25 protein-coding genes are annotated in these 23943 nt (G+C 68.8%); 10 read left to right on the top strand and 15 right to left on the bottom strand.

Features of this window, described 5'->3' with window-relative positions:
* Positions 1-6 precede the first annotated feature (6 nt).
* On the bottom strand, positions 7-834 hold the full coding sequence (locus LQ566_RS16400) for a class I SAM-dependent methyltransferase (protein WP_231092850.1): 828 nt from the start codon (positions 832-834) through the stop codon (positions 7-9).
* Between the two features lie 143 nt (positions 835-977).
* Between LQ566_RS16400 and purL the strand changes: the two genes are divergently transcribed.
* The 8 genes from purL to LQ566_RS16360 all read left to right on the top strand — a co-directional run bounded on the left by purL (position 978) and on the right by LQ566_RS16360 (position 8974).
* A complete protein-coding gene (purL, locus tag LQ566_RS16395; protein WP_231092849.1) occupies positions 978-3302 on the top strand; it encodes a phosphoribosylformylglycinamidine synthase subunit PurL in 2325 nt (774 codons plus the stop codon).
* Complete coding sequence (locus LQ566_RS16390) at positions 3302-3466, top strand: hypothetical protein (RefSeq protein ID WP_231092883.1); 165 nt, start codon at positions 3302-3304, stop codon at positions 3464-3466. The genes purL and LQ566_RS16390 overlap by 1 nt, the downstream gene beginning before the upstream one ends.
* 80 nt (positions 3467-3546) lie before the next feature.
* Positions 3547-4350, top strand: a complete 804-nt coding sequence (locus tag LQ566_RS16385) for an alpha/beta fold hydrolase (RefSeq protein WP_231092848.1) — start codon at positions 3547-3549, stop codon at positions 4348-4350.
* Between the two features lie 445 nt (positions 4351-4795).
* Positions 4796-5893 (top strand): ROK family protein, encoded by a 1098-nt coding sequence (locus LQ566_RS16380; protein WP_231092847.1) that lies wholly within the window; start codon positions 4796-4798, stop codon positions 5891-5893.
* Between the two features lie 215 nt (positions 5894-6108).
* The gene (locus LQ566_RS16375; RefSeq protein WP_231092878.1) at positions 6109-6501 is read left to right on the top strand and encodes a GntR family transcriptional regulator; all 393 of its coding nucleotides are present in this window, start codon (positions 6109-6111) and stop codon (positions 6499-6501) included.
* The gene (locus LQ566_RS16370; protein ID WP_231092846.1) at positions 6498-7376 is read left to right on the top strand and encodes an ABC transporter ATP-binding protein; all 879 of its coding nucleotides are present in this window, start codon (positions 6498-6500) and stop codon (positions 7374-7376) included. The genes LQ566_RS16375 and LQ566_RS16370 overlap by 4 nt, the downstream gene beginning before the upstream one ends.
* Positions 7376-8074 (top strand): hypothetical protein, encoded by a 699-nt coding sequence (locus LQ566_RS16365; protein WP_231092845.1) that lies wholly within the window; start codon positions 7376-7378, stop codon positions 8072-8074. Before LQ566_RS16370 ends, LQ566_RS16365 begins: the two co-directional genes overlap by 1 nt.
* A 48-nt stretch (positions 8075-8122) precedes the next feature.
* Positions 8123-8974: a hypothetical protein gene (locus LQ566_RS16360; protein ID WP_231092844.1), complete on the top strand. Its 852-nt coding sequence runs from the start codon at positions 8123-8125 to the stop codon at positions 8972-8974.
* A 61-nt stretch (positions 8975-9035) separates the two neighbouring features.
* Here the strand turns inward: LQ566_RS16360 and LQ566_RS16355 are convergent, their stop codons facing one another.
* Both LQ566_RS16355 and LQ566_RS16350 read right to left on the bottom strand, forming a co-directional pair.
* On the bottom strand, positions 9036-10460 hold the full coding sequence (locus LQ566_RS16355) for a dicarboxylate/amino acid:cation symporter (RefSeq protein WP_231092843.1): 1425 nt from the start codon (positions 10458-10460) through the stop codon (positions 9036-9038).
* Positions 10461-10596: 136 nt separating this feature from the next.
* On the bottom strand, positions 10597-11250 hold the full coding sequence (locus LQ566_RS16350; protein ID WP_231092842.1) for a TetR family transcriptional regulator: 654 nt from the start codon (positions 11248-11250) through the stop codon (positions 10597-10599).
* 105 nt (positions 11251-11355) lie between these two features.
* Between LQ566_RS16350 and LQ566_RS16345 the strand changes: the two genes are divergently transcribed.
* Together LQ566_RS16345 and LQ566_RS16340 are read left to right on the top strand one after the other, a co-directional pair.
* Positions 11356-12225, top strand: coding sequence for a DUF1266 domain-containing protein (locus LQ566_RS16345; RefSeq protein ID WP_231092841.1), 870 nt, complete (start codon positions 11356-11358; stop codon positions 12223-12225).
* A complete protein-coding gene (locus LQ566_RS16340; RefSeq protein ID WP_231092840.1) occupies positions 12213-13268 on the top strand; it encodes a hypothetical protein in 1056 nt (351 codons plus the stop codon). Before LQ566_RS16345 ends, LQ566_RS16340 begins: the two co-directional genes overlap by 13 nt.
* Before the next feature lie 12 nt (positions 13269-13280).
* Here LQ566_RS16340 and LQ566_RS16335 read toward each other — a convergent pair whose 3' ends face one another.
* The 12 genes from LQ566_RS16335 to LQ566_RS16280 form a co-directional block, all read right to left on the bottom strand.
* A complete protein-coding gene (locus LQ566_RS16335) occupies positions 13281-14057 on the bottom strand; it encodes a hypothetical protein (RefSeq protein WP_231092839.1) in 777 nt (258 codons plus the stop codon).
* A gap of 277 nt (positions 14058-14334) precedes the next feature.
* The gene (gene rpsN, locus LQ566_RS16330; protein WP_231092838.1) at positions 14335-14640 is read right to left on the bottom strand and encodes a 30S ribosomal protein S14; all 306 of its coding nucleotides are present in this window, start codon (positions 14638-14640) and stop codon (positions 14335-14337) included.
* A gap of 3 nt (positions 14641-14643) precedes the next feature.
* On the bottom strand, positions 14644-14814 hold the full coding sequence (rpmG, locus tag LQ566_RS16325; RefSeq protein WP_005051772.1) for a 50S ribosomal protein L33: 171 nt from the start codon (positions 14812-14814) through the stop codon (positions 14644-14646).
* Complete coding sequence (rpmB, locus tag LQ566_RS16320) at positions 14814-15050, bottom strand: 50S ribosomal protein L28 (protein WP_018187658.1); 237 nt, start codon at positions 15048-15050, stop codon at positions 14814-14816. The genes rpmG and rpmB overlap by 1 nt, the downstream gene beginning before the upstream one ends.
* A 229-nt stretch (positions 15051-15279) precedes the next feature.
* Positions 15280-17544 (bottom strand): bifunctional metallophosphatase/5'-nucleotidase, encoded by a 2265-nt coding sequence (locus LQ566_RS16315; RefSeq protein WP_231092837.1) that lies wholly within the window; start codon positions 17542-17544, stop codon positions 15280-15282.
* A 104-nt stretch (positions 17545-17648) separates the two neighbouring features.
* The gene (locus LQ566_RS16310) at positions 17649-18356 is read right to left on the bottom strand and encodes a DNA-3-methyladenine glycosylase (RefSeq protein WP_231092836.1); all 708 of its coding nucleotides are present in this window, start codon (positions 18354-18356) and stop codon (positions 17649-17651) included.
* The gene (locus tag LQ566_RS16305) at positions 18340-18777 is read right to left on the bottom strand and encodes a Fur family transcriptional regulator (protein ID WP_231092835.1); all 438 of its coding nucleotides are present in this window, start codon (positions 18775-18777) and stop codon (positions 18340-18342) included. Before LQ566_RS16305 ends, LQ566_RS16310 begins: the two co-directional genes overlap by 17 nt.
* Positions 18778-18933: 156 nt before the next feature.
* The gene (locus LQ566_RS16300) at positions 18934-20307 is read right to left on the bottom strand and encodes a TolB-like translocation protein (protein WP_231092834.1); all 1374 of its coding nucleotides are present in this window, start codon (positions 20305-20307) and stop codon (positions 18934-18936) included.
* On the bottom strand, positions 20297-21211 hold the full coding sequence (locus tag LQ566_RS16295; RefSeq protein WP_231092833.1) for a TIGR03943 family putative permease subunit: 915 nt from the start codon (positions 21209-21211) through the stop codon (positions 20297-20299). The genes LQ566_RS16300 and LQ566_RS16295 overlap by 11 nt, the downstream gene beginning before the upstream one ends.
* Positions 21201-22250 (bottom strand): permease, encoded by a 1050-nt coding sequence (locus tag LQ566_RS16290; protein WP_231092832.1) that lies wholly within the window; start codon positions 22248-22250, stop codon positions 21201-21203. The genes LQ566_RS16295 and LQ566_RS16290 overlap by 11 nt, the downstream gene beginning before the upstream one ends.
* A 10-nt stretch (positions 22251-22260) precedes the next feature.
* Positions 22261-23154, bottom strand: a complete 894-nt coding sequence (locus tag LQ566_RS16285; RefSeq protein ID WP_231092831.1) for a metal ABC transporter permease — start codon at positions 23152-23154, stop codon at positions 22261-22263.
* The gene (locus LQ566_RS16280) at positions 23151-23924 is read right to left on the bottom strand and encodes a metal ABC transporter ATP-binding protein (RefSeq protein WP_231092877.1); all 774 of its coding nucleotides are present in this window, start codon (positions 23922-23924) and stop codon (positions 23151-23153) included. Before LQ566_RS16280 ends, LQ566_RS16285 begins: the two co-directional genes overlap by 4 nt.
* Positions 23925-23943 lie beyond the last annotated feature (19 nt).

Here is a 23943-nt window from a genome sequence, read left to right as displayed (position 1 = left end):
TCGTGATCACGTCCGCGTGGCCCGGAGGGTGTAGCTGAGCGGCATCCGCTCCGGCCGGTCCGCGAGCGCGAACTCACCGTTGTCGCGCTCGATCATCTGTCCGGGGAGCGCCTCCCACGGCACGCTGTCATGCTCCACGAGGAGGTCGATGCGCATGCCCGCCTCGATGAGAGCAGTCACGATCTCTCCCATCGAGTGATTCCACTCGTAGGTGCGGGTGTGTGCAATCGGCGCGGTGACGTCCACGTAGGTGGTCGCGTCGTCCCACACCAGCGGCTCGTCATGCTCCCAGTACGGATAGTGCAAGTGCACGTCGTCGTCGCGGGTCTCGTCGGCGGCGAACAGCACCGGGTGCCCTTCGCGGATGAACAGGAATCCCCCCGGTTCGAGCACCGACGCCACGACACGAGCCCATCCACGGACATCGGGCAGCCACCCCAGCGCGCCGATACCGGTGAACACGAAGTCGAACTTCTCGCCGTCGAGGATCGTGGCGGCGTCGTAGACGTTGCCCTCGACGTAGCGGACGTCATCCCCGGTCTCCGCCACCAGGCGGCGGGCCGCGTCCACGGCCTCTCCGGAGAAGTCGAGCCCGGTCATGCGCGCGCCGCGACGGGCGAGCGAGAGGGTGTCGGTGCCGATGTGGCACTGCAGATGTACACCGCGACGTCCGTCGACATCGGGGAGCAGGGGGATGTCGAACCGGACGACGTCGCTCAGCAGCGCGCGATCCTCGATGAAGCGGCCCACCCCGTAGCCGCTGCCGTCGCGTGCGGCGTGCAGCACGGCACGGTCGTCCCAGTTGGCGCGATTCGCGTCGAAAAGCTCGTTCATGTGCGTCCTTCCGCCCGGCGCACGCCGAGCCGATCAGGCTATCAGCCGCGCCCGCAGCGACGCACGAGGGCCGTCCGACGAGGCGGGACACGCCAGATAGACTGAACCTGCTCGCCCACCCTCGAAATCTGGAGTGCAGCCGCGTGACTTCCGCCGCAGAATCCACCGCCCGCCCCGTCGCCGACACCGTCGAGAACGCCATCGCGACGCCGGAGAAGGAACAGCCGTACGCGGCGCTCGGGCTGAAGCCCGATGAGTACGCCCAGATCCGCGAGATCCTCGGCCGCCGCCCCACCTCGGGTGAGCTGGCCATGTACTCGGTGATGTGGTCGGAGCACTGCTCCTACAAGAGCTCGAAGATCTACCTGAAGAAGTTCGGTCAGAAGGTCACGCCCGAGATGAAGGAACGTCTCATGGTGGGCATGGGACAGAACGCCGGCGTGGTGGACATCGGCGAGGGCTGGGCGGTCACCTTCAAGGTGGAATCGCACAACCACCCCTCCTACATCGAGCCGTTCCAGGGCGCGGCCACCGGCGTCGGCGGCATCGTCCGCGACATCATCTCCATGGGCGCGCGCCCGGTCGCGGTGATGGATCAGCTCCGCTTCGGCGCCATCGACAACCCCGATACGGCGCGCGTCGTGCACGGCGTGGTGTCGGGCATCTCCTTCTACGGCAACTGCCTCGGCCTGCCGAACATCGGCGGCGAGACCGTCTTCGACGCCGTCTACCAGGGCAACCCGCTGGTGAACGCCCTGGCCGTGGGCGTGCTCCGCCACGAGGACCTGAAGCTCGCCAACGCCACGGGCGCCGGCAACAAGGTGGTGCTGTTCGGCGCACGCACCGGTGGCGACGGCATCGGTGGCGCGTCGATCCTCGCCTCCGACACCTTCGCCGATGGCGGGCCCACCAAGCGCCCCGCCGTCCAGGTCGGCGACCCGTTCGCCGAGAAGGTGCTCATCGAGGCGTGCCTCGAGCTCTACAAGGGCGAGCTGGTCGAGGCCATCCAGGACCTCGGCGCCGCGGGCATCTCCTGCGCCACCAGCGAGCTGGCCGCCAACGGCGGATCCGGCATGCGCGTGGACCTCGACGACGTGCTGCTTCGCGACTCCTCCCTCACCCCGGAGGAGATCCTGATGTCGGAGTCGCAGGAGCGCATGATGGCGATCGTCGACCCGGCCAAGCTCGACGCGTTCGTCGCGGTGCTCGACAAGTGGAACGTGGAGTACTCGGTGCTCGGTGAGGTGACCGGAGACGGGCGCCTGCAGATCTTCTGGCATGGCGAGGAGATCGTCAACGTCGACCCGTCCACGGTGGCCGTCGACGGTCCGGTCTACGAGCGTCCGGTGGCATACCCCACCTGGATCGACGCGCTGCAGGCCGATTCGGCCTCGGCACTCCCGCGCGACAACGCCCCCGAGGCCATCCGCGAGCAGATCATCCGGGTCACCTCGGCCCCGAACCTCGCCGACCCCAGCTGGATCACCAATCAGTACGACTATTACGTGCTGGGAAACACCGCGCTCAGCTTCCCCGACGACGCCGGCATGATCCGTGTGGACGAGGAGTCGGGCCTGGGCTTCGCCATCGCCACCGACGCCAACGGCCGCTACTGCCAGCTGGACCCGTACCAGGGCGCGAAGCTCGCCCTCGCCGAGGCCTTCCGCAACGTGGCCGTGACCGGCGCGGTCCCCGCCGCCGTCACCGACTGCCTCAACTTCGGGTCCCCGGAGAACCCGGAGGTCATGTGGCAGTTCGGCCAGGCCACCGACGGCCTCGCCGACGGCTGCGTGGAGCTGGGCATCCCGGTCACCGGCGGCAACGTGTCCTTCTACAACCAGACCGGCGACACCCCGATCTTCCCGACCCCCGTGGTCGGCGTGATGGGCATCATCGACGACGTCGCCCGCCGCATTCCGTCGGGCTGGCAGGATGCGGGCGAGAACCTGTACCTGCTGGGCGTGACCAGCGATGAGCTGTCCGGCTCCGAGTGGGCGGCCACCATCCACCAGCACCTCGGCGGACGCCCGCCGGCGGTGGACCTCGCGGGCGAGAAGCGCCTGGCCGAGACGCTGCGCGCCGGAGCCGAGCAGGGGCTGGTCTCCTCCGCTCACGACCTCTCCGAGGGCGGCCTCGCGCAGGCCCTCATCGACGCGGTCACCCGCTTCGGTGTGGGAGCGCGGGTCTGGCTGAGCGAGATCATGGAGCGCGATGGCGTCGATGCCGTCACCGCCCTGTTCTCGGAGTCCACCGGCCGCGTGATCGTCTCCGTCCCCCGTGAGGAGGACGTGAAGTTCCGCGGCCTCTGCGAGGGTCGCGGCTACCCGGTGCTGCGCATCGGCGTGACCGACACCGAGGCCACGCTGGAGATCCAGGACATCGCCACCTTCTCCGTCGACGAGCTGCGCTCCGCCAACGGCGCCACGCTGCCGAACGCGTTCGGCGCGGTCATCCCGCAGGGCGTCTGATGACGGACAACACCATCCCACCCGAGCTGGAGTTCGCCGAGGACGACGACATGCGACAGCGCGACCGCCGCCTCAACCGCACGCGGCTGGTGGCGTGGATCGTCATCGGCGCACTGATCCTCACGGGTGGCGGCGCCACGGTGCTGGCACTCATCTTCGGCTGACACGCCGAGAACGGTGGGTCGGGATTCGTCCCGGCCCACCGTTTCGCTGTACCCGGTGCGCGCGGGTGGAGGATGGAGGGGTGACAACTCCCGCACCGCTCACCCCCATGCCCGCACCCCAGTACGTGATGAGCGGGGAGGGCCATCGCATCGCGACCTACTCGTGGGGCGAGGACACCAGCCCCACCGTGCTCGCCGTGCACGGATTCGCGTCGTCGATGCGGGACACGTGGGTGGACACCGGGTGGGTCCGAGAGCTCCTGCGCCGCGGGTTCCGCGTCATCGGGGTGGATCTGCGCGGCCACGGCGCCAGCGACAAGCCGCATGACGCCGATCAGTACAGCATGGCGGCGATGGTGGCGGACCTGTTCATCGCCCTCGACACCTACCTGGTGGATGAGGCCGCGTACCTCGGCTACTCCCTCGGAGGGCGCGTGGGCTGGCAGTTCATGACCGCCCACGCTGAGATGATCACCCACGGCGTGCTCGGCGGCATCCCCGATGGCCGGCCGCTGGGCAGACTGCAGCTGGATGAGGCCCGCGCTCACGTGGAAAGCGGGTCGCCGATTCCCGACGACATCACCCGCCGCTACGTCACGCTCGCGCAGCGTCTGCCGAGCAACGACATCCGTGCCCTGCTGGCGCTCGCCGAAGGACTGCGCCTGCACGAGGACGTGCCGCCGATGGATCGTCCGCCCCAGCAGCCCACGCTCATCGCCACCGGCACGGATGACCCGATCCTGGCCGACTCGCGCACCCTCGCCGGCGTGCTGCCGCAGGGGTCGTTCCTGGAGATTCCCGACCGGGATCATGTCCACGCTCCGGGTGCGCGGGTGTTCCGCACCGAGGGTTCGGCGTTCCTCGCCGCGCGCTCCGGTCTCTGAGCGCACCTCCATCCGTCGCCGGCCCGCCCGCTCCTGCGCACTCCGGCCCCTCCTGAGCACCCCGCCCCCCGTGCTCAGCACCCCGGCCCCCCATTCGGCGGTCTCAGAGGGTGCGTTGGGCGGCGACCGACACAGCAGCAAGTGAGACCACACCGCTGCGAGTCCGCCGGGCAACCGGGCGACCACACGGGGAAGAGCAGAAATGCGGGGCCGGGAGTTCATCCCCGGCCCCGCATCATTCCCCCGGGGCTCTCGCATCACACCCCCACCGGGTGTGATGCTCGCTCCCCTTCGGACGGACGGCTGCGCGGCCGTCCGTTGCTGATTGCTCAGCGGCTTTCTTTGTTAAACAACGAAAGTCTGCGCCCTACGATAGACAGGTCGACCGATCAACGCAAGCCGTCACGGAGGTGAAGCGATCATCGGGCACTCCAACCACGAGGAGATGCGCCGCGCCAACACGCGGCGCCTGTTCCAGCTCATCGCCGACGGCGCCGGACAGCAGACCCGCGCGGGCCTGTCCCGCCGCAGCGGGCTCACCGCAGCCACCGTCTCCTCGATCGTCGCCGATCTGATCGAGACGGGTTACGTGCGTGAGGCGGGGCTCGCCGAGAGCACCGGCGGCAAGCCCGCGATGCGCCTGGCGCTGGACGGTGCACAGCACCGTGTCGCCGCCGTCGTGCTGACCCGTCACGCGTCGAGGTTCGTGTTCAGCAACCTCATCGGCGAGACGCTCACGGAAGCGGTGTCCCTGCCGGCTGTCGGATCTCCCGATGATCTCCGGGCCGTGCTCGCGGAGGTCGCCGCCGACGGCGGTGCCGACCTCCTCGCGATCGGCATCGAGGTCCCCGGCGCGGTGGACAACGACCACATCCTGCAGTGCGTCCAGCTGGGACTGGAGGACGTGGATGTGCGAGCGATCGCGGCGGGGGTCACCTCCGCGCCGACGTACCTCATCAACGACGCAGACGCCGACGCTCTGCGCGAATACGCGTTCCGCAGCATCGACGCCCCGAACGTGCTGTGCCTGAACGTGGGCGATGGCGTGGGCGCAGGCATGGTGATCGATGGCGCGCTGTACCGCGGCGAACACGCCCGCGCCGGCGAGCTCGGTCACGTGCGCGTGGACTTCGGCGACGACGCCCTGCCGTGCCCGTGCGGTCAGGTCGGATGCCTGGAACGATACGTCGGACTGAGATTCGTGTTCGATCTGCCCCTGGAGGAAGACCTCGACGCCGTCGATCTGGAGGATCTGGCGAAGGAGCCGGCACACGCCCGGTCCGTGGAGCGCATGGCGCTGCGCCTGGCCAACAATGTGCGGCTGCTCTCCGCGGTGCTCGACATCGAGACGGTGGTCCTCGGCGGCGCCCTGCCGCGCCTCGGTGACGAGGTGCTGGAGAAAGTCCGTCGCGCCGCCGAGTCATTGAGCCCCGTGGGCGCCACGACGATCGCGCTGGACTACGCACGGATCAGCCCCGAGGACCGCTTCCGCGGTGCCGCACAGCATGCGGTGCGCGAGCGTCTCGGCATCGTCCGCAGCTGACGCGCGCCTCGCTGGGGACCCTTCTCGTCCCGCTGCGCTTGCTGGGAGCCGGAGGGGTGCGACGCCGCGCTCACGCATCACGCTCCTCCTCTGCCGCTGGGCGCTGAACTTCCTCCACCAGGCCGGCGATTCGCGAGCGCCCCACGCCGGTGTTGACATTGCGCGACTTCCATGGTTCATTAGTCGAGTAACTAACCAACACACCGGAGGTGGACGTGATCGACGATGGGAAGCCGATCTTCGTGCAGATCGCCGAGATGGTCGAGGACTCGATCGTCGACGGCAGCCTGCCCGAAGGCAGTCAGGCTCCGTCGACGAACGAACTCGCCGCCTTCCACCGGATCAACCCGGCCACGGCCGCAAAAGGAGTGAACATGCTCGTCGACAAGGGTGTGCTCCTCAAGCGCCGCGGTGTCGGGATGTTCGTGGCAGAGGGCGCTCGCGACGCCCTCCTCACCGAGCGCCGCACGGCGTTCGCCGACCGATTCATCGGCCCGCTGCTGGCCGAGGCCGACAAGCTCGGCCTCACGGCGGCAGACGTGGCCGCACTCATCCGTTCCCGCGCCGGAGAGCACACCTCCGGCACAGACGAAAGGACCGCCCGATGACCGTCGTCATCGAGACCCGGGACCTCGGCAAGACCTACCGCGAGACCGTCGCGCTGGCCGATGTCACCCTCTCCCTCGAGAAGGACACGATCTACGGACTGCTCGGCCGCAACGGCGCCGGCAAGTCCACCCTCATGTCGATCATCACTGCTCAGAACTTCGCCAGTACCGGCGAGGTCCGGGTCTTCGGTGAGGATCCGTACGAGAACGCCGCGGTGCTCGGCCGGATGTGCTTCGTCCGCGAGAGCCAGAAGTACCCCGACGATTTCAAGCCCGGGCAGGCTTTCGCCGCCGCCCGCATGTTCTTCCCGAACTGGGATCAGGACCTCGCGGACGACCTGGTGAAGGCGTTCCTGCTTCCCATGAACCGCCGCATCAAGAAGCTCTCGCGCGGCCAGCTGTCCGCGGTCGGTGTCATCATCGGCCTGGCCGCTCGCGCGGAGATCACCTTCTTCGACGAGCCGTATCTCGGCCTGGACGCCGTCGCCCGTCAGATCTTCTATGACCGGCTGCTGGAGGACTACGCCGAACACCCGCGAACGATCGTGCTGTCCAGCCACCTGATCGACGAGGTCGCGAACCTCCTCGAACATGTGATCGTGCTGGATCAGGGGCGGGTGCTGATCGACGCCTCCGCCGACGATCTTCGCGGCCGCGCCGTCACGGTCGTGGGCGATGCCTCCGCCGTATCCGGCTTCACCAGCGGACGGGAGGTGCTGCACACCGAGAGCCTCGGACGTGTCACCTCCGCGACCGTACTCGGCACGATCGATGCCGCCGAACGCGATCGCCTCACCGCTGCGGGGCTCGACATCGCTCCGGTGTCGCTGCAGCAGCTCGTGGTCCGCCTCACGCAGAAGGAGGAGGTGCGCTGATGGATCGCATCCTCAAGGTCGTGCGCCTGCAGAACCTCAACAAGATGACCTTCATCGGCATCCCGCTGATCATCCTGGGCGGCGCATTCGTGCTGTCGCTGCTGATCTTCGCGCTGGTCCCGGTGACGCCCTCGCTCGGCTACAAGTTCGCCGGCGGCGCGCCCGTGGCACCGATGTGGTACTTCATGGGCGCAGGCATCTACGCCCTCACGCTGACGTTCCCGTTCTCGCAGGCGATGAGCGTCACGCGCCGGGAGTTCTACCTGGGGACGATGGCCACCGCCGCGCTCGCCAGCATCGGCATGGCCCTGATCTTCACGGTGGGCGGATACCTCGAGCAGGCCTTCGACGGCTGGGGGCTGAACGGACGGTTCTTCCGCATCCCCGGCCTCTGGGACGAGAGCCCCTGGCTGCAGGCGCTCACCTACTTCACCGCCATGATGCTGTTGTTCACGCTGGGATTCGTGTTCGCCGTCATCTACCGCCGGTGGGGACGGACAGTGATGCTCATCGTGATCTTCGCCATTGTCGCCGCACTTCTCCTGCTCGGATTCGCCGCCATCAAGCTCGGCTTCTGGGTACCGATGTTCGAGGCCATCGCGGGGATCGGCGTCTGGGGATGGACCCTCATCGGCATCGGCGTCACCGCCGTGCTGGCCCTGCTGTCCTACCTTCCGCTGCGGCGCTCGATCGCCTGAGATCGCACTGCCCCTTGTCCGCCGAGCAGAGAGACCTAGGCTGACCACATGAACGTGTTCGACTTCATCTCCGAATACTGGTGGATGGCGTTCCCGGCGTTCGGACTGGCCACCGCGGTCTACTACACGTTCGGCGGAGGCAAGAAGGTGGAGCGGGAGCGTCATCAGCGCAAACTCGAGCTCATGGCGGCGAAGCGGGGTGAGTTCCCGCCCGGGTTCCTGGAGTCACGCGCCACGGCCCCACGCCCGGCGGAAGACGCCACTCGTGAGAACGTGCAGCGACTGATCGACGAGCACGACGAGGTCACCGGCCGGTGGCTGGACTACGAGCTCGATGTGGCGAAGACCATCGCCTTCCCCGCGATGAGCGACGGTCGAGAACCCCTGACGGCGGCCTTCCTGCGAGCCAAGCGGGTGGCGGACCGCCTCCGCCCGGTGACCGCGGATGTCCGCCTCACACCGGAGCAGTTCGCCGAGTATCGCGAGGCCGTCACCGACTTCGCGGTGAAGTTCGACGTCGCCGAGCAGAACGCCCGGCGCGTGCGGGACACCGGCTTCACCGAGGAGGAGCGCCGTCGTCTGGAGCGCGCTCAGCAGCTGCTGAAAACCGCGGTGGACAAGTCGGCCACCGCCGCCGAGCGACAGGTGGCATACCGCCGCGTGCGCGAGGAACTCGACGGGCTCCTGGTGCTCTCGGACGACGCGGTCAGCATCCTGGAGACGCGGGTGGGCAAGGAGATCACGAGCGGCCCGGACGCGGCGGGAACGACCGGAACCGGAACCACCGGAGCCGGAGCCGGAACCGGAGCCAGCGGAACCGGAAGCGGAGCCACCGGAACCGCCAACGCGACTCACACGCGTGTCCCGCTCCAACCACCGGCTGCGCCCGGCACGCTGTGAGCAGCGCCGCATGACGAAGGCCGGGGCGTCACTGCCCCGGCCTTCGTCATATCCCTCCGCGTCAGACGCGGGCCGCTTCTCCCTCTGCGGCATCCGCCGTCGCCTCGGGCTCCTCGTCGGCGCTGTCGTCTGCGAACGGCAGCCCCTCCCGCTGGGCGTTGTACAGGTCGACGTCGAGGATGCCCTCCCGCTTCGCGACGATCGTGGGAACGAGCGCCTGGCCGGCGACGTTCACCGCGGTACGACCCATGTCGAGGATCGGATCGATCGCCAGCAGCAGGCCCACACCGTCCAGCGGCAGGCCGAGGGTCGACAGGGTCAGCGTCAGCATGACGACGGCGCCGGTGGTGCCGGCCGTCGCTGCGGAGCCGACCACCGACACCAGCACGATCAGCAGGTACTGCACGAACGACAGCTCGATGCCGTAGAACTGCGCCACGAAGATCGCCGCGATGGCCGGATAGATCGCCGCGCAGCCGTCCATCTTCGTGGTCGCGCCGAGGGGCACGGCGAAGGAGGCGTAGGAGCTCGGCACGCCCAGGTTTCGCTCCGTCACACGCTCGGTGACGGGCAGGGTACCGATGGACGAGCGGGAGAAGAACGCGACCGTGACCGCGGGCCACACGCCGGTGAAGTACTGCTTGATGGAGAGCCCGTGCGTCTTGATCAGCACCGGGTAGACCACGAACAGCACGATGGCGAGGCCGATGTAGATGGCACCGGCGAACCAGGCGAGGGAGGTGAGCTTGTCCCAGCCGTACTGGATGACCGCGTTTCCGATGAGGCCGAAGGTTCCGATCGGCGCGATGCGGATGATCCACCACAGCACGCGCTGGATCACCTTCAGCAGCGACTCGGTGAACGCCAGGAACGGCTCGGCACGTCGGCCCACCTTGATCGCCGCGATTCCGACGGCCACGGCCACCACGATGATCTGCAGCACGTTGAAGCCGACACTGGTGGTCGCCTTCTGCGCTTCGAAGTCCACCGCCGTCGAGGCGGTGAGGCCGAGGAAGTTCTGCGGGATGAGGCCCGTGAGGAAGTTCCACCAGGTGCCAACGGCGTATGGATCGGACGGGGTGAGTCCATCGCCGGCGCGAGCTCCCGGCTGCACGGTGACGCCGAGCACGATGCCGATGATCACGGCGATGAACGCGGTGATCGCGAACCACAGCAGCGTCTGACCCGCCAGGCGCGCGGCGTTCTGCACACGACGCAGGTTGGAGATGCTCGCCACGATCGCGGTGAACACCAGCGGGATGACCGCGGCCTTCAGCAGGGTGACGTAGGAGGAGCCGATCGTGGCCAGCGTCGCCGCCAGCCCGTTCGCGCCGCCCGCCTCGTCCGGCCCCAGCTGCTTGCCGATGAGTCCGGCGACGACGCCGAGGATCAGGGCGACGAGGATCTGGAATCCGAACGACGTGAGGAGCTTGCGTACCGGCCCGCGGGTATCGGGCGCCTTCGTTCGAGCTGTGGTCTGGCTCATGGGGGGTCCTTCTCGGCTGGAGCTGGCCGCAGAAAAGTGCGGCATCAGCCACGGTAGGAGTGTCGAGGCGCCCCTGTCTGCCGAGGCGCAACACGGCGTCACGGCACGTCACACCCGCCGAAACACGAGGCCCCGATCAGCCGCCTGCCGATGCGCGGGGTCTCGGCTCCATGCCGCGCGGTGAACCGCTGAGCGGGAGCGGTTCCCGAGGTTCCGGAAGGCCGTAGAGGCGGCGCACCCAGCGCCGCGCGTCCTCCAGCGGGTACGTGTCGCCAAAGACCGCGAACTTCACGAACACGCCCTCGAGGGTGCTGCGCAGCATCACCTCCTCCAGCCCTGGATCGGCAGCGCCGCGGGCGCGAAACAGCGCGCGGACGGCGTCCTCAGCCGCGGTGACGCCGGCCGCATGGCGCTGCTCCGACTCCGCGAACAGGCGGTGCGTGGCCGGCTGCAGCTGCATCGCCAGCACCGCCCGCTGCAGCGGCACGGCGAACGCGGTGGCGAGCAGGGCGCCGTCGATGATGGCGGCGAGTGCGTCGTCGGGGGTGCCCTCGACCCGCGAGATGCCGATCACCGTCTCGAACCAGCGGTCGATCACGGCGGAGATCAGCTGATCCTTGCCGCCGAAGTGATAGCTGACGAGACCCTGCGCGACCCCCGCGAGACGGGTGATCTCAGCGATGCTCGCGCCCGCGACACCGCGTTCGGCGAACAGGGTGATGGCGGCATCGAGAAGCGCCTCCCGCGCACGCTCGCGCGCCTGCCGGTTGTGCTCTTCGGAGCGCGCCATGGGGCCTCCTCCTCTGCACGCGAGCGTCGAACTTCCCAGTCGGACGTCTGCCGTATACATTAATCACTGAACAGTCGTTCAAGCTAAAACTTTCCGGAGACATTCATGCGCCCTGCCGCCCGCCTCGACCTCAACGATCTCGGTTCGCTCCTGGAATGGCTCGTCGCCCAGTGGTGGGTGTGGGCGATCGTCGGTGCCGTGGTGCTGTTCTTCATCGTCATCTGGATCCTGCCGGCCTCGAAGGTCAAGGCGGACGAGCGTTTCTCGACCACCGACCGCGAAGCGAACGAGCTGGCACTCGGCTTCCTGCAGATCGTGAACCTGCCGTCCGGCCACTGGAACGACCCCACGGCTTCGGCCCTGGGCGACCGCGAGAAGAAGGTCCTCGTCGAGCAGTGGGGCGTCTACAGCCGCCAGGACTGGCTCGACAACATCGAGCGCCTGGTCACCGTCCGCCGCCGCCGGGAGATGTGGGTGCTCTACCTGGCCGTGCGCGCACAGCTGGGCGAGCGGCTCGGCCGGGCACCCAAGGCGAAGGAATGGCTGAACGCGATCGTCGCGGAGGGCGGCGACAAGCGTGATGCACGCGCCTTCGTCACGGCGATCGAGTACACCGAGGCTCAGGTCCGCAAGCGCGTCGGCAAGGACATCGTCACCCCCGATCTGTACGTGAAGACCCTCGACGGCTACGCGATCGGTCAGGCGGTCGGCATGACCACGTGGGGAGTGGCGCTCGGACACGGCGACATCCCCGAGGCCCGCCAGATCATCCACCGGATCAACGAAGAGGCGCGTCCTGCGTTCTCGTCCTGGGCGGACTTCGGCCTGAGCTACAACGTGGGCCGTGTCATGCACTGGAGCGACGGAAACGTCGACGAGAAGGCCTTCGAGAAGTTCGAGGGATGCAACGACTTCCAGGCTGCGGCCACCGCGAAGCGCAACGGGCCGTGGACCACGCTGCCGTGGCGCCTGTAAGCGTCGACCTCGAGCCACTGCGGCACGGCGCGGGGCTGCGGGACATCCTCACCTACGAGAGGATCTGCCGCACCCCGCCGTACCGCCGGTTCCTCGTGCTGCTCGTCACAGTGCTGCTGTTCGCCGCGGCGATGCTCGTGGCCCTGTGGTGGCTGGTGCGCTCCGAGTTCCTGATGGTGGCGCCCATCCTCGGGCTCTTCGTCATCGGCTACACGGTGCTGGCCGCACTGTCCTTCGTCTGGCACACCGTGCTGCTCGCACGGCGCGTGAAGATCGCCGCCTTCGCGTGGGCCAATGGCTGGGCCTACGCCGACGCACTGGAGGACAACCGCCGGCCCGGGGCCGCGTTCGCCCGCGTGGCCCACAGTCAGGAACGCGCGGTCGTGGCCTGCGCAGATCCGCGCCTGCCGTTCGAGCTCGGCATCCACCACTCCGTGGCGCGCGGCCAGGGAGCCGCCACGATCCAGCGCCCATTCGGCTTCATCGAGGTGCCGCTACCGGCACCGGTGCCGCACATCGTGCTGGCGAATCGTCGACGCAGCATCATTCCCACACTGGGCCTGGGACGAGGCGCTGCGCGGATGGACCTGGAGGGCGACTTCGCGTCGGTGTTCCAGCTCATCGTGCCGGAGGGGTACCAGCGCGATGCGCTCTACATCTTCACGCCCGACCTCATGGCCCGGGTGATCGATCTCGGCTCCGGCGCGGAGATCGAGCTGGTCTCCGATCGCCTCTACGTCTACCTGCCGGCGAACACGCGCTTCGATCGCGCTGAGACGATGGCCACGGCGGTCACGCTCGCCGAGGAGTTCCACCGCCGTTTCGCGGCGCGCACCGAGTCGTACCGCGACGATCAGGCCGGCGAGCTGGCTGCACGGGCGGGGGTCGCCGTGGGTCTGCGCGGTCAGCGACTCGGCGGGAGCGGCGGGAGCGGTGTGTCGGTGATGGCGGTCGCGGCCACGGTGGGCGTACTGCTGCTCTCGGCCGGAGTGACGGCGTTCTCGCTGTTCGGCGGCGACATCCTCCGCACCTTCACGGGCTGACGCGAGCGCCCGTCAGCTGCCGAGCGATAGGCGGACGACCTGCTGGGGCGAGGCCTCGGTAAAGGTGGCCGTGGCTCCTGTCCCGTCGACTGTGGCGACCAGAGTGCCCGGGTTTCCGCCGGTGTAGATCCCATGCGTCAGCGTCTGCCCGCGCTCCGCGGTCACCGTGCACTCATGGAACGTGCGCTGCCACTGGAAGCTCACGCTCGTGGAGGCACCCGCGGGAACGGGGTCGCCGGGGCCGCTGCGCTGCTGCAGCAGGATCACCGTGTACGCGCCGAGCGGAACACCTTCCAGACCCACGACATCCTCACCGTCCGCGGGGATCTGCGCGGCCCAGCCGACCCGTCCGGTCGCAGCGTCCACCAGAGCGATCGTGATGGGCTCGGGGGCGGAGTAGTCGGTCTGGCAGCTGGCCAGCGCGTCCTGCAGCGGCACGTCCTGTTCAATGTTGCCGCTGTCCTCGATGAGCTTGACCTGCGTGGGAGCGGTCAGATACGCGTTGTACAGGTCGTGGATGCTGCCGAGGTCGACCGCGAGAGTTCCCGTGGGGCCCGTCTCAGTCGCCTCCGCACTCGGCTGCGCCGTGGCCGCGGCCGACGGCGGGCAATCGGCGGCTGCTGCGGGAGCCGGCGAGGCGAACATGCTGCCGCCGGCGAGGAGGAGCACTCCGATCGCGAGAGTGCCCGCACCGCCTCGGCGGCGCTTGGACACCACCGCGAGCACAATGCCGAGAACGATGATCACGGCGGCCACGCCCACGAGAAGCGGAAATGCCGGATTGCTCATGAACCCGGGAGGGCAGACAGCGTTCAAGATCGGTCCCCTTTCGCGCCGCCCGCCGATGAGGACGTCGCCGAACCACCCTACGCGAACGACGTGCACCGCACGCATTCGACGCCGCCCACGTCGCGAACCCATTGCACGGAACGACGTCGCCGCACGGCGACGACGGATCCCCTCACGCACATCGACGAGCTCCTCACACACGACGACGAAAGCCCCTCGGGCGGAAACGACGAAGGGCGAGTCCTGACGGACTCGCCCTTCGTGCGTTTGCGGGTGCTTACCAGCTGGACTTGGTGACACCGGGCAGCTCGCCACGGTGTGCCATGTCGCGGAAGCGAACACGCGAGATGCCGAACTTCGACAGGTGGCCACGGGGGCGACCGTCGATGACGTCGCGGTTGCGAACGCGCACCGGCGAAGCGTTGCGGGGCAGCTTCTGCAGGCCCACGCGAGCGGCCTCGCGCTCTTCGTCGGTCGACGACGGCGACACGAGGGCCGCCTTCAGCGCCAGACGCTTCTCGTTGTAGCGAGCGACGATGACCTTACGCTGCTCGTTCTTCGCGATCATGCTCTTCTTAGCCATGGATCAACGCTCCTCTCGGAATTCGACGTGCTTGCGGATCACCGGGTCGTACTTCTTGAGAACGATGCGGTCGGGGTTGTTACGACGGTTCTTGCGAGTCACGTAGGTGTAACCCGTGCCAGCCGTCGAACGGAGCTTGATGATCGGACGTACGTCCTGTGCCTTCTTCGCCATTAGAGCTTCACACCCTTCGCGAGGAGGTCCTTCACAACGGACTCGATGCCACGGGCGTCGATCACCTTGATGCCCTTGGCGGACACGTTCAGCGTGATCTTACGACCCAGCGACGGGACGAAGTACGTCTTCTTCTGCACGTTCGGGTCGAAGCGGCGCTTCGTCCGGCGGTGCGAGTGGCTGATGTTGTGACCGAAGCCGGGAACAGCTCCAGTCACCTGGCACACTGCGGCCATGGTGTCTCCTTCTGTACCGTGAAGCCGGACGGCTTCACCCAAGATCCCTTGTCTGCTCCCACGCCGGCATCCGCCCGGATGGGCGGAATGAAGAGTGGGAACGAGCTGCGTGCTGGAGTGCGCGCAGACAAAGAGCAATCCTAGCATGCGCGCGGACGCCCGCCGAATCCGCAGGAGAACGACGACGCCGCGAGCCCCCTCCGGGCTCGCGGCGTCGCGTGAATCGGGATCAGACGTCGGTGGACGAACCCGACGAGTCAGCGTTCACGCCGTCCGCCTCACGGCGTGCGCGACGCAGACGCGCGACGAGCAGCGCAGCACCACCGGCGACGATCACCACGACGGCGATGATGCCGATCACCAGAGCCTGCGAGCCGTCCGAACCGGTCGCCACCAGCGTGGGCTTGGGCGCCGGGTTGCTGGGCTCCGGAGCCACCGTGGCTTCCACCTGGCAGTCCACGGTCACCGGAATGGTCACGCTGGAGCCCGTGGGCTGGACGGTGATGCGCACCCACGCAGCCCCGACGGCCCCCGCCGGCACGGTAAGCGGCACGACGACCGTGTTCGGTGCGGCCGGGTCGACGCTCGCCTGCCCGATCTGCGTGGGCTCAGTCGTGGTGGTCCCGTAGTACAGGTCCACGTCGACCGCCTGGTTCTGCACGTAGCCGAGCGATGCCAGATCGAAGCCGGCAACCGTGATGCTCTGACCGATGCAAGCCAGCGGCTCGCGAGAGGCCAGTCCCTGCACCTCGATGCCGTTGCGGCGGTTGTCCGGAACGATCGCGGTGCCGGTCTCGCCCGAGACCATGCGGAACCACGCGGGGAAGGCATCGGTGTCGATGATTCCCACGCTCTGGTTGCCCACGTTGTCCAGCAGCGCACGGAAGTTGTCGCCGCCGGCAGCCAGGAAGGAGCTCATCGCCACGTTCCAGGTGAGGCCCGGATCCAGCGGCATCCCGTTCAGGGCCATGCCGGTGATGCGGTCGCCCTCGGGGCGCGTGGAGTCGTAGGTGTAGGTGAAGCCGTCCGACAGTCCCAGCTGCAGGTAGGGGCGTGAGGGGATCGAGCCGTCGACGTTGCGCTGCCACTGCTGCTCAAGGGTGGCCTTGAGCGTCTCCGTGGTGACCGTCACGACGTTGAGGTCGTTGGCGAAGGGCACCACGGTGGCGGCTTCCTTGTAGGTGATCTTGCCGTCGTCGTCGAGCAGGTCCGCGCGCACACCACCGGGGTTCATGAGGGCGAGATCCGCATGGGCGTTTCCGCGCGCGTTGATGACGTCGACCATCGACTGCGCGACGAGGTCGCTCAGGTTGGACGCGTTCGCCCGGTCGTCAGGAACCGAGACGGTGCCCGACGTGACGCCCGTAGCCGGGTCGACCGTGATCGATCCGTCCTCGTACTGCTTGGCTCGCGTGATGTCGCCCGTCTGGGTTCCGACGACCTCGCTGCCGAGCACATCCGCCTTCGCCACGGCGTCGGCCACGATCTGTGCCACCTGCTGAACGCGCGGGTCGGACTTCAGGTCGTCGGGGATGGCGTCAGCGGCGAGGGTCGGCACGACGGACGACGAGGAAGCGGTGACCTTCTTGTCGGCGTCGAGGGTGAGCACGACCTGCCCGATGAAGCCCGCGTACGAGCCCGCCTGCACGACGGGGCGGGTGCCGCTCTGACCGGGGATCGGCGCATCGTACGCATAGGTCTGGTGCGTGTGGGCCGTGTAGATGGCCGCGACCGAGGGGTCGGTGTCGTTCACGATGTGAGCGAACACCGCACTCTTCTCGTTCTCGTCGAGCGGCACATCGGACTGCGGACCGCCCTCGTGGTACGACGCAATGAGGACATCAGCCTCGCCGTTGGCCGGGTCACCGTCCGTCAGCTGGGCCGCGACACGGTTCACCGCCTCCACAGGGTCGCCGAAAGTGAGCCCTGCCACGGAATCGGGGGCGGACAACGCGGGCGTCTCCTGGGTGACCGCGCCGATCACGGCCACGCTCGTGCCGTTCACGTCGAAGACCGCGTACTCGTCGAACGGGTGCGCGCCGGTCGAGTCCGTCACGTTGGCAGCCAGGTCGGGGCCGTTCGTGGCGTTCTGGATGCGACCGATGGCGTCGTCATAGCCGTGATCGAACTCGTGGTTTCCCACCGTGAAGCTGTCGACCCCGAGCGCGTTCAGCGCGTCGATGGTGGGGGCGTCCTTCTGGATGGCCGACTCGAAGACGGAGGCGCTCACCGCGTCGCCGTTGGACAGCACCAGGGAGTTGTCCTCGCCGAACCCCTGCTGCGCCTGCAGCACGGTGGCGGCGAAGCGCTCGGCGTCCAGGATGCGGCCGTGGAAGTCGTTGAACCCGATCAGGTTGATCTGCGTGGTTCCCGAGGTGGGGGTGATCAACTCCGGCGTGTCAACGCTCGCCGATGCAGCCGCAGGCAGAGCGAGGGCGAGGGCGACGGCGGCTGATGCCGAGATCGCGGTCGCACGGACGATGGATTTCTTCACGGGAACTCCTCAGCAATCGCACGGACGGGTCCACTCTTGCAGATCCGAGCCGATCCCGCACCCCGTAGCGCGCTCCTGTGAACGGCTGTCCACAGGCCGCCGATTCAGCCCGCGGACGCCGCCTCCACGGCTCCTCGTCCGGCGCGGAAGACCGACACCGTCGGGTCGCCGGCCAGGAAGAACCGCCACGGGAACGCCGAGGTGCCGGCGATGCCCGCCACCCCCACGCGCGGTCCGGCGGCGATCCCCGGGGCCAGGGCATTGCGCAGGTGCAGGGACACGGGTCCGCCGCCCACGGCATCGACCCCGTCGTCGGCCGGATGGCGAAGCCCGATGGCCTGGCCGAAGCGACCAGGCCCCCGCGCGAGATCGCGATCGGCGATGGCGGGCGTGCATCGCACAGCACCGTCCGGACCGGGTTTGCGCTGCTGGCGGCGATGTCGTGCCAGGTCGGCCCCCTCCACCACTTCGCCGCCGCGAAGCAGCACACCACCGGCCAGCCCGTCCGGGCCGCACACCACGTTGACGCAGGAGTGGATTCCGTGACTGAGGTACACGTAGAGGTGACCCGGCTCGCCCCACATCGTCGCGTTGCGATCCGTCCGGCCCATGCGGGCGTGAGATCCCGGGTCCGGGATGTCGCCGGTGCCCTGGCCGTGGTACGCCTCCACCTCGGTGAGGCGGATCGCCACGGCGCCCTCCGCCGTCTCCACGCGCAGAATGCCGCCGAGGAGCCGGGGGGCAACCTCCAGCGGCAGTCCCGACAGCTCCTCGCGGGTGGCGAGGTGCAGGCCGTCAGCGACCGCTGTCATCGGTCCCGTCGGCAGATGTCCCTGCTGCTCGCGCCGCAGCGGCGCACTCCGCGCACAGGCCGAAGATGTCGACGACGTGCTCGGCCTGCTCAAACCCGTGCGAGGCCGCGACGTTCTTCGCCCACTGCTCCACGTCGGTTGCGGCGATCTCGACGGTGAGACCGCAGGAGCGGCAGATGAGGTGATGGTGATGGCCGGAGGAGGAGCAGGCTCGGTAGAGCGACTCGCCCTCGGGGCTCTGCAGGGAATCGGCTTCACCCGCTGTGGCCAGGCCCGCCAGTGTGCGGTACACCGTGGCCAGGCCGATGCCCGTGTTCTCATCGCGCAGCGTGGCATGCAGGGCCTGAGCGCTGACGAACCCCCGCGCATCGCCGAGGGCCTCGCGCACCCTCTCGCGCTGCCAGGTGTTCCGCTGAGCCATGCTCAGATCCTATCGCCGCCGGTCACCCGTGGGCTCGGCGTTCCCCCACGGCGCAATCCGTCGCTGCCGCCGCAGACCTCTCCGGGAAGAGCGAAAGAGCACCGCGGAGCGCGACCGGACGTGCGATCGCCCTCTTCCCTGCCGTCCGCACGGGCCTCAGAACGGACCACGCTCGCACCAGGACAGATCGAATCCGGCGAGGTTGCCGACCACCTCACCGCTGGCCACGTCGATGATGACGGTGCGCAGGGTGCTGGGCAGCGGACGATACGCGCCGTCCAGCGGATTGCGGGCATAATCCGGTGCGACGAGCGCAGCCACCTGCGAGCCGCTCGGTGATGCGCAGGCCTGCAGGATCGGGTCTCCGGTCACCCGGCGGTACAGCTCTCGCAGCTGGCCCGACGCATCCGATACCGAAATCACTCCCGCTGTCGGCATGCCGGCGGCGTCGCGCTCAGTGTGGTGCCACAGCGTGGTGGCGGGAGTCAACGGCAGGATCGCATCCACCGTCCCCGACAGGTCGGGCAGGCTGAGCGGCTCCTCGGTGCCGGCGCGAAGGTCGAGCGCCACCCAGCCGTCCACCTTGTCGACGATGGCCTGATACGTGCCTCGGGACAGCCCCTGGAGCTTGATCGCCGTGCCGAAGCGGACGGGCTCCGATCTCCCCGCCGGATCCACGAGCATGAGGTCGCCGCTGAAGGGAACCATCAGCACCGCATCCGAGTCCGGCACGAACGCCCAGTCGTCCACGCTCGGAGCCTCGCCGCCTGCCGCCACCGCGGTGACGGTGTCGTCGGTGAGCGAGGTCAGGAACAGCTGGCTCTTGATACCCGTGGTCTCGGTGAGCTCGCGATCGGAGTATGTGAAGCCGATGCGCCCCGAACGCTCCGAGACCTGGAGCTGGCCGAGGTAGCCGATGCCCGGGAGCGTGATGCGACGCGTGTCGCCGGTGGCAGGGTCCACGACCAGGAGCGCGGCCCGGTCGTTCTCCATCACCGACACCACCAGCTGACCGTCCAGCTCACGGAAGTCCTCGATGGCGGGGTGCAGGAAGACGATCTCCGCGTTCTCGCCGTCGACATCCGAGCGCGTGATGGTGTCCGCACCGGTGGTGCGCTGGAGGACGTAGATCTGCGCCTTCGGAGTGCTGACCGTGGTGTCGAGCGTCGCGGTGGGCCCGCCACCGATGCCGCGGACGTCGGACACGGTGATGCGGTAGTCGGTGTTCTGGTCCAGGGGCACCGTGAATCGCACGCCGATGCTGCGACCCGAGGTGTCCACGGTGAAGTCCGCGGCCGGCGACACGCTCACCTGGGCGGGATCGACGGGCGCGACCGCCTGATCGGTCGTGAAGATGACGCGGGCTCCCGCCGTGTCGATCGCGGCGGCGGGATCGGCGCTGACGCCGGTCTGTCGCGGCCCCTGTCCGAGTGCCACGACGGAGCCCGCCGCCACGAGCACCGACAGCAGCACCACGACTCCCGCGAACGCGACGAGGAACCGGCCGCGCGACCTGCGTTCAGTACTCATACGGGTCCGCCGGCTGGTCGATCGGGGTGACGGCCGTGGGCTGGACGAGAAGCACGCCGTTGCCGCTCTGCTCCACCGTCCCGGTGACCTCCACCCACTGTCCGGTGGCGAGGTCCGCATCGATGCTCGCCGTGGCAGCCGAGACGGCGACCGTGACCGCGGCGGGCTGGGCATCGATCACGCAGTGCGTGACCACCAGTCGCGTGAGCCGGATGTCGTCGCTGCCGTCGGCGGCCGGCGCGACGAAGCCCACGAGGTTGACCGGTGTTCCCGCGAGCGAGGCGGGGTTGGAGGTGGCGGCGAAGGCGGCGGCCCAGTCTCCCACCCCGAAGTTCGCAGCGTCCGCGGTGGTGGCCAGCGCCACCACGTCGGCGCCGCCGAACAGCGGTGGTGCGCCGAGGTCGCGCTCCATCGCCAGTTCCGCCGACAGGGCCGCCGGCGGAAGCAGCAGAGCCGGAACCATCACGGCCGTCGCGAGCACGCCCCCGGTCGCTGCGGCGACCCCGGATACGCGGCGACGCAGGGTCGGTGACGGCGCGGGGCGCGGAGCGGACTGCGGCTGTCGCGCGCGCAGTTGCGCACGCGTCAGAACCCCGGCCTGCTCCGGCAGTTCAGCCTCGCCGTGAGAGTGATCGTGATCATGCGCATGGTGATCAGCCCCGTCACCGTGGTCGTGACCGTGTTCCGCCTCGGCGCCCAACGGCAGGGCGAAGGATCCCGCCGCGGCCAGGAGGCCCAGCACCGCCATGCCCACGGTGAACCACGCGCCGTCGGGATTCACGTACATCGCGAGGCGGCCGGTGACCGCGAGCCCCACGGTGATGACGCACACCAGCGACGCCAGTCCGACCCCCAGCCACCGGGAGTCGATCGCATGCAGCACGCGGGAGCGCTCAGCCGACAAGATTCACCCCCAGGGCGATCGTGAACGCACTGAGGATGACGACCACCACGATGCCCGCCAGCGCGCGGACCGTGAACGTGGTGCGCATCAGCGCGAGCATCTTGACGTCCACGATCGGGCCGACGAGCAGGAAGGCGATGATCGAGCCGGTGGAGAAGGTCGATGCCATGGACAGTGCGAAGAACGCATCCACGTTGGAGCACAGCGCCACCGTGAGGGCCAGCACGATCATCGTCACGATCGACAGCACCGGGTTGGAGCCGATGGCCACCAGCACGTCGCGCGGGATGAGCACCTGCACCGCCCCGGCGATGGCGGAGCCGATGACCAGGGCTGGCATCACCGCCCGCAGCTCGATCACCAGCTGCGCGAGGGAGCGGCGGCCCCGGCTCCCGGTGACGGCTTCCTCGGCACGCTGGTCGAGGCGGAAACGCTCGGTGAGCAGCTTGTCCGGGTCGTCCTGTCGCGAGTAGAGCCAGCCGATGAGGTTGGCGATGACGAACCCGCCGATCACGCGCATCACCAGGATGCCGCCGTCCCATCCGAATGCCGCGTGGGTGGTGATGATGACGATCGGGTTCACGATGGGCGCAGCCACCAGGAACGTCAGCGTCTCGGCGGGCGCGAAGCCCCGCCGCAGCAGGCCGCGGGCGAACGGCACGTTGCCGCACTCGCACACCGGGATGACCATGCCGAGCAGCGACAGAGCGAGCCGCCGGGCCCACGCCCGCCGTGGCAGGACGCGCTCCAGCGCCCCGGGAGGCAGCCACACCTGCACGACGATCGAGAACAGCACGCCCAGCAGCACGAACGGCATCGACTCGATGAGCACGCTGAGCGACAGCGTGAGTCCGTCCTGCAGGCGTCGTTCCACCGGAAAGGCGAAGAACTGCGGCACGAGCAGGTTGACGATGATGAGGGCCGCCACCGCACCGAGCCCGATGATCAGGGCGTATCCGGCTCCCCCGCGGCTCTGCGGCGCACGATCGCGCACCGCGCGATCCGTGGAACGCGCGGTGCCGACGGGGGCAGAGGTCATGAAGACGAGCCTAAGCGGCCGCCCCGACAATCTCTCGGGAGTTCGCCCTGATTCGCGCCCGTCGCTCAGCGGGGCGGCCGATGATCCGGCACACCAGGTAGATGAGGAAGGAGACCGTGGTGATGTAGGGGCTCACCGGCAGCGTTCCGGCCACGGCGAGGAGGATTCCCCCGACCGCGGAGACCACGCCGAAGCCGGCGGCCAGCACGGGCACGAGGATGGGGCCCGTGGCCACGCGCATCGCCGCCGCTGCCGGCGTGACCACGAGAGCCATCACGAGCAGCGCCCCGATGATGTGCACGCTGACGGCGACGATGAGTCCGAGCAGCAGCATGAAGACGAGGGACACCGCGGTGGTGGGGACGCCGCGCGCCGCAGCGGACTGCGGATCCAGGGAGTCGAAACGCAGCGGACGCCAGATCAGGACCAGGCCGGCCAGGACGACGAGCCCGATGGCCGACAGCCACACCACCTGCCCCTGATCCACCGACACGATCTGACCGGTGAGGAGGCTGAACCGGGTGGCGCTTCGCCCGTTGTACAGCGAGAGGAACAGGATGCCGAGGCCCAGACCGAACGGCATGAGCACACCGATGATCGAATTGCGATCGCGCGCCTTCGACCCCAGCAGACCGATGATGGCCGCTGCCACCACCGAGCCGATGATCGATCCGGTGACCACATCCGCGCCGATGAGGAGGGCCGCTGCGGCGCCGGCGAAGGAGAGCTCGCTGATGCCGTGAACGGCGAAGGCCATGTCGCGCTGCATCACGAAGATGCCGATGAGGCCACCCACGAGGCCGAGGATGGCACCGGCCCAGAGGGAGTTCCCCACGAGCCCGAGGATCTCACCGTAGAAGGGCAGTCCGCCCCAGAGGGCTTCGCTGATGTCGTCCCAGTTCATTCGTGGTCCTCGTGATGATGATGCGCGGCCTCGGCCGCATCCGGTGCCCCGATGACCACCAGGCGGCCGTCCGAGTTCAGAACCGTGACCGGCGCCCCATAGAGCTCCGACAGTGTGCGCGAGGTGAGCACCTCCGACGGCGTTCCCAGCACGAATCCGCCGTGCGTCAGATACAGGATGCGATCAACGTGCTCCAGCACCGGGTTGATGTCATGGGTGACGAGCAGCACTCCGGCCTCATGCTCGCGCCGATAACTGTCGATCAGCGACACGACGGCCTGCTGATTGGCCAGATCGAGGCTGGTGAGCGGTTCGTCGCACAGCAGCAGCCCGGGATCGTCCGCGAGCGCCTGACCCGCCCGCAGTCGCTGCTGCTCACCGCCGGAGAGCAGGCCCACCGGGCGATCGGCGAACGTCGCCGCCCCCACGGCCTCGATCAGCCGGTCGACGCGCTGGCGGTCGGCGCGTCGTGGGAGCGGAATGCCGAAGCGATGACCGTTGACGCCGAGCGCCACCAGGTCGCGGCCCCGCAGCGACGTGTCCGCCGGCAGCGGTCGCTGCTGCGGGATGTAGCCGACCTTGCGGTTGCCGTGACGGACGACGCGCTCGCCCAGCACCTCCACGGTGCCGCGGCTCAGCGCGTCGAGGCCGAGCACGGCTCGCAGCAGGCTGGTCTTGCCCGCCCCGCTCGGGCCGAGGACGGCGACGAGTTCTCCTCGCTCGACCGTGAGATCCAGACCCGACCACAGCTCGCGGCCGGCGCGGTGCATCGCGCCGCCGGTGATCCGC

The sequence above is a fragment of the Microbacterium nymphoidis genome (assembly GCF_021044885.1).
Classification (GTDB): Bacteria; Actinomycetota; Actinomycetes; order Actinomycetales; family Microbacteriaceae; genus Microbacterium; species Microbacterium nymphoidis.
The sequence above is the reverse complement of the archived record's forward strand: the minus strand, read 5'-3'. Positions and strand labels throughout refer to the sequence as shown.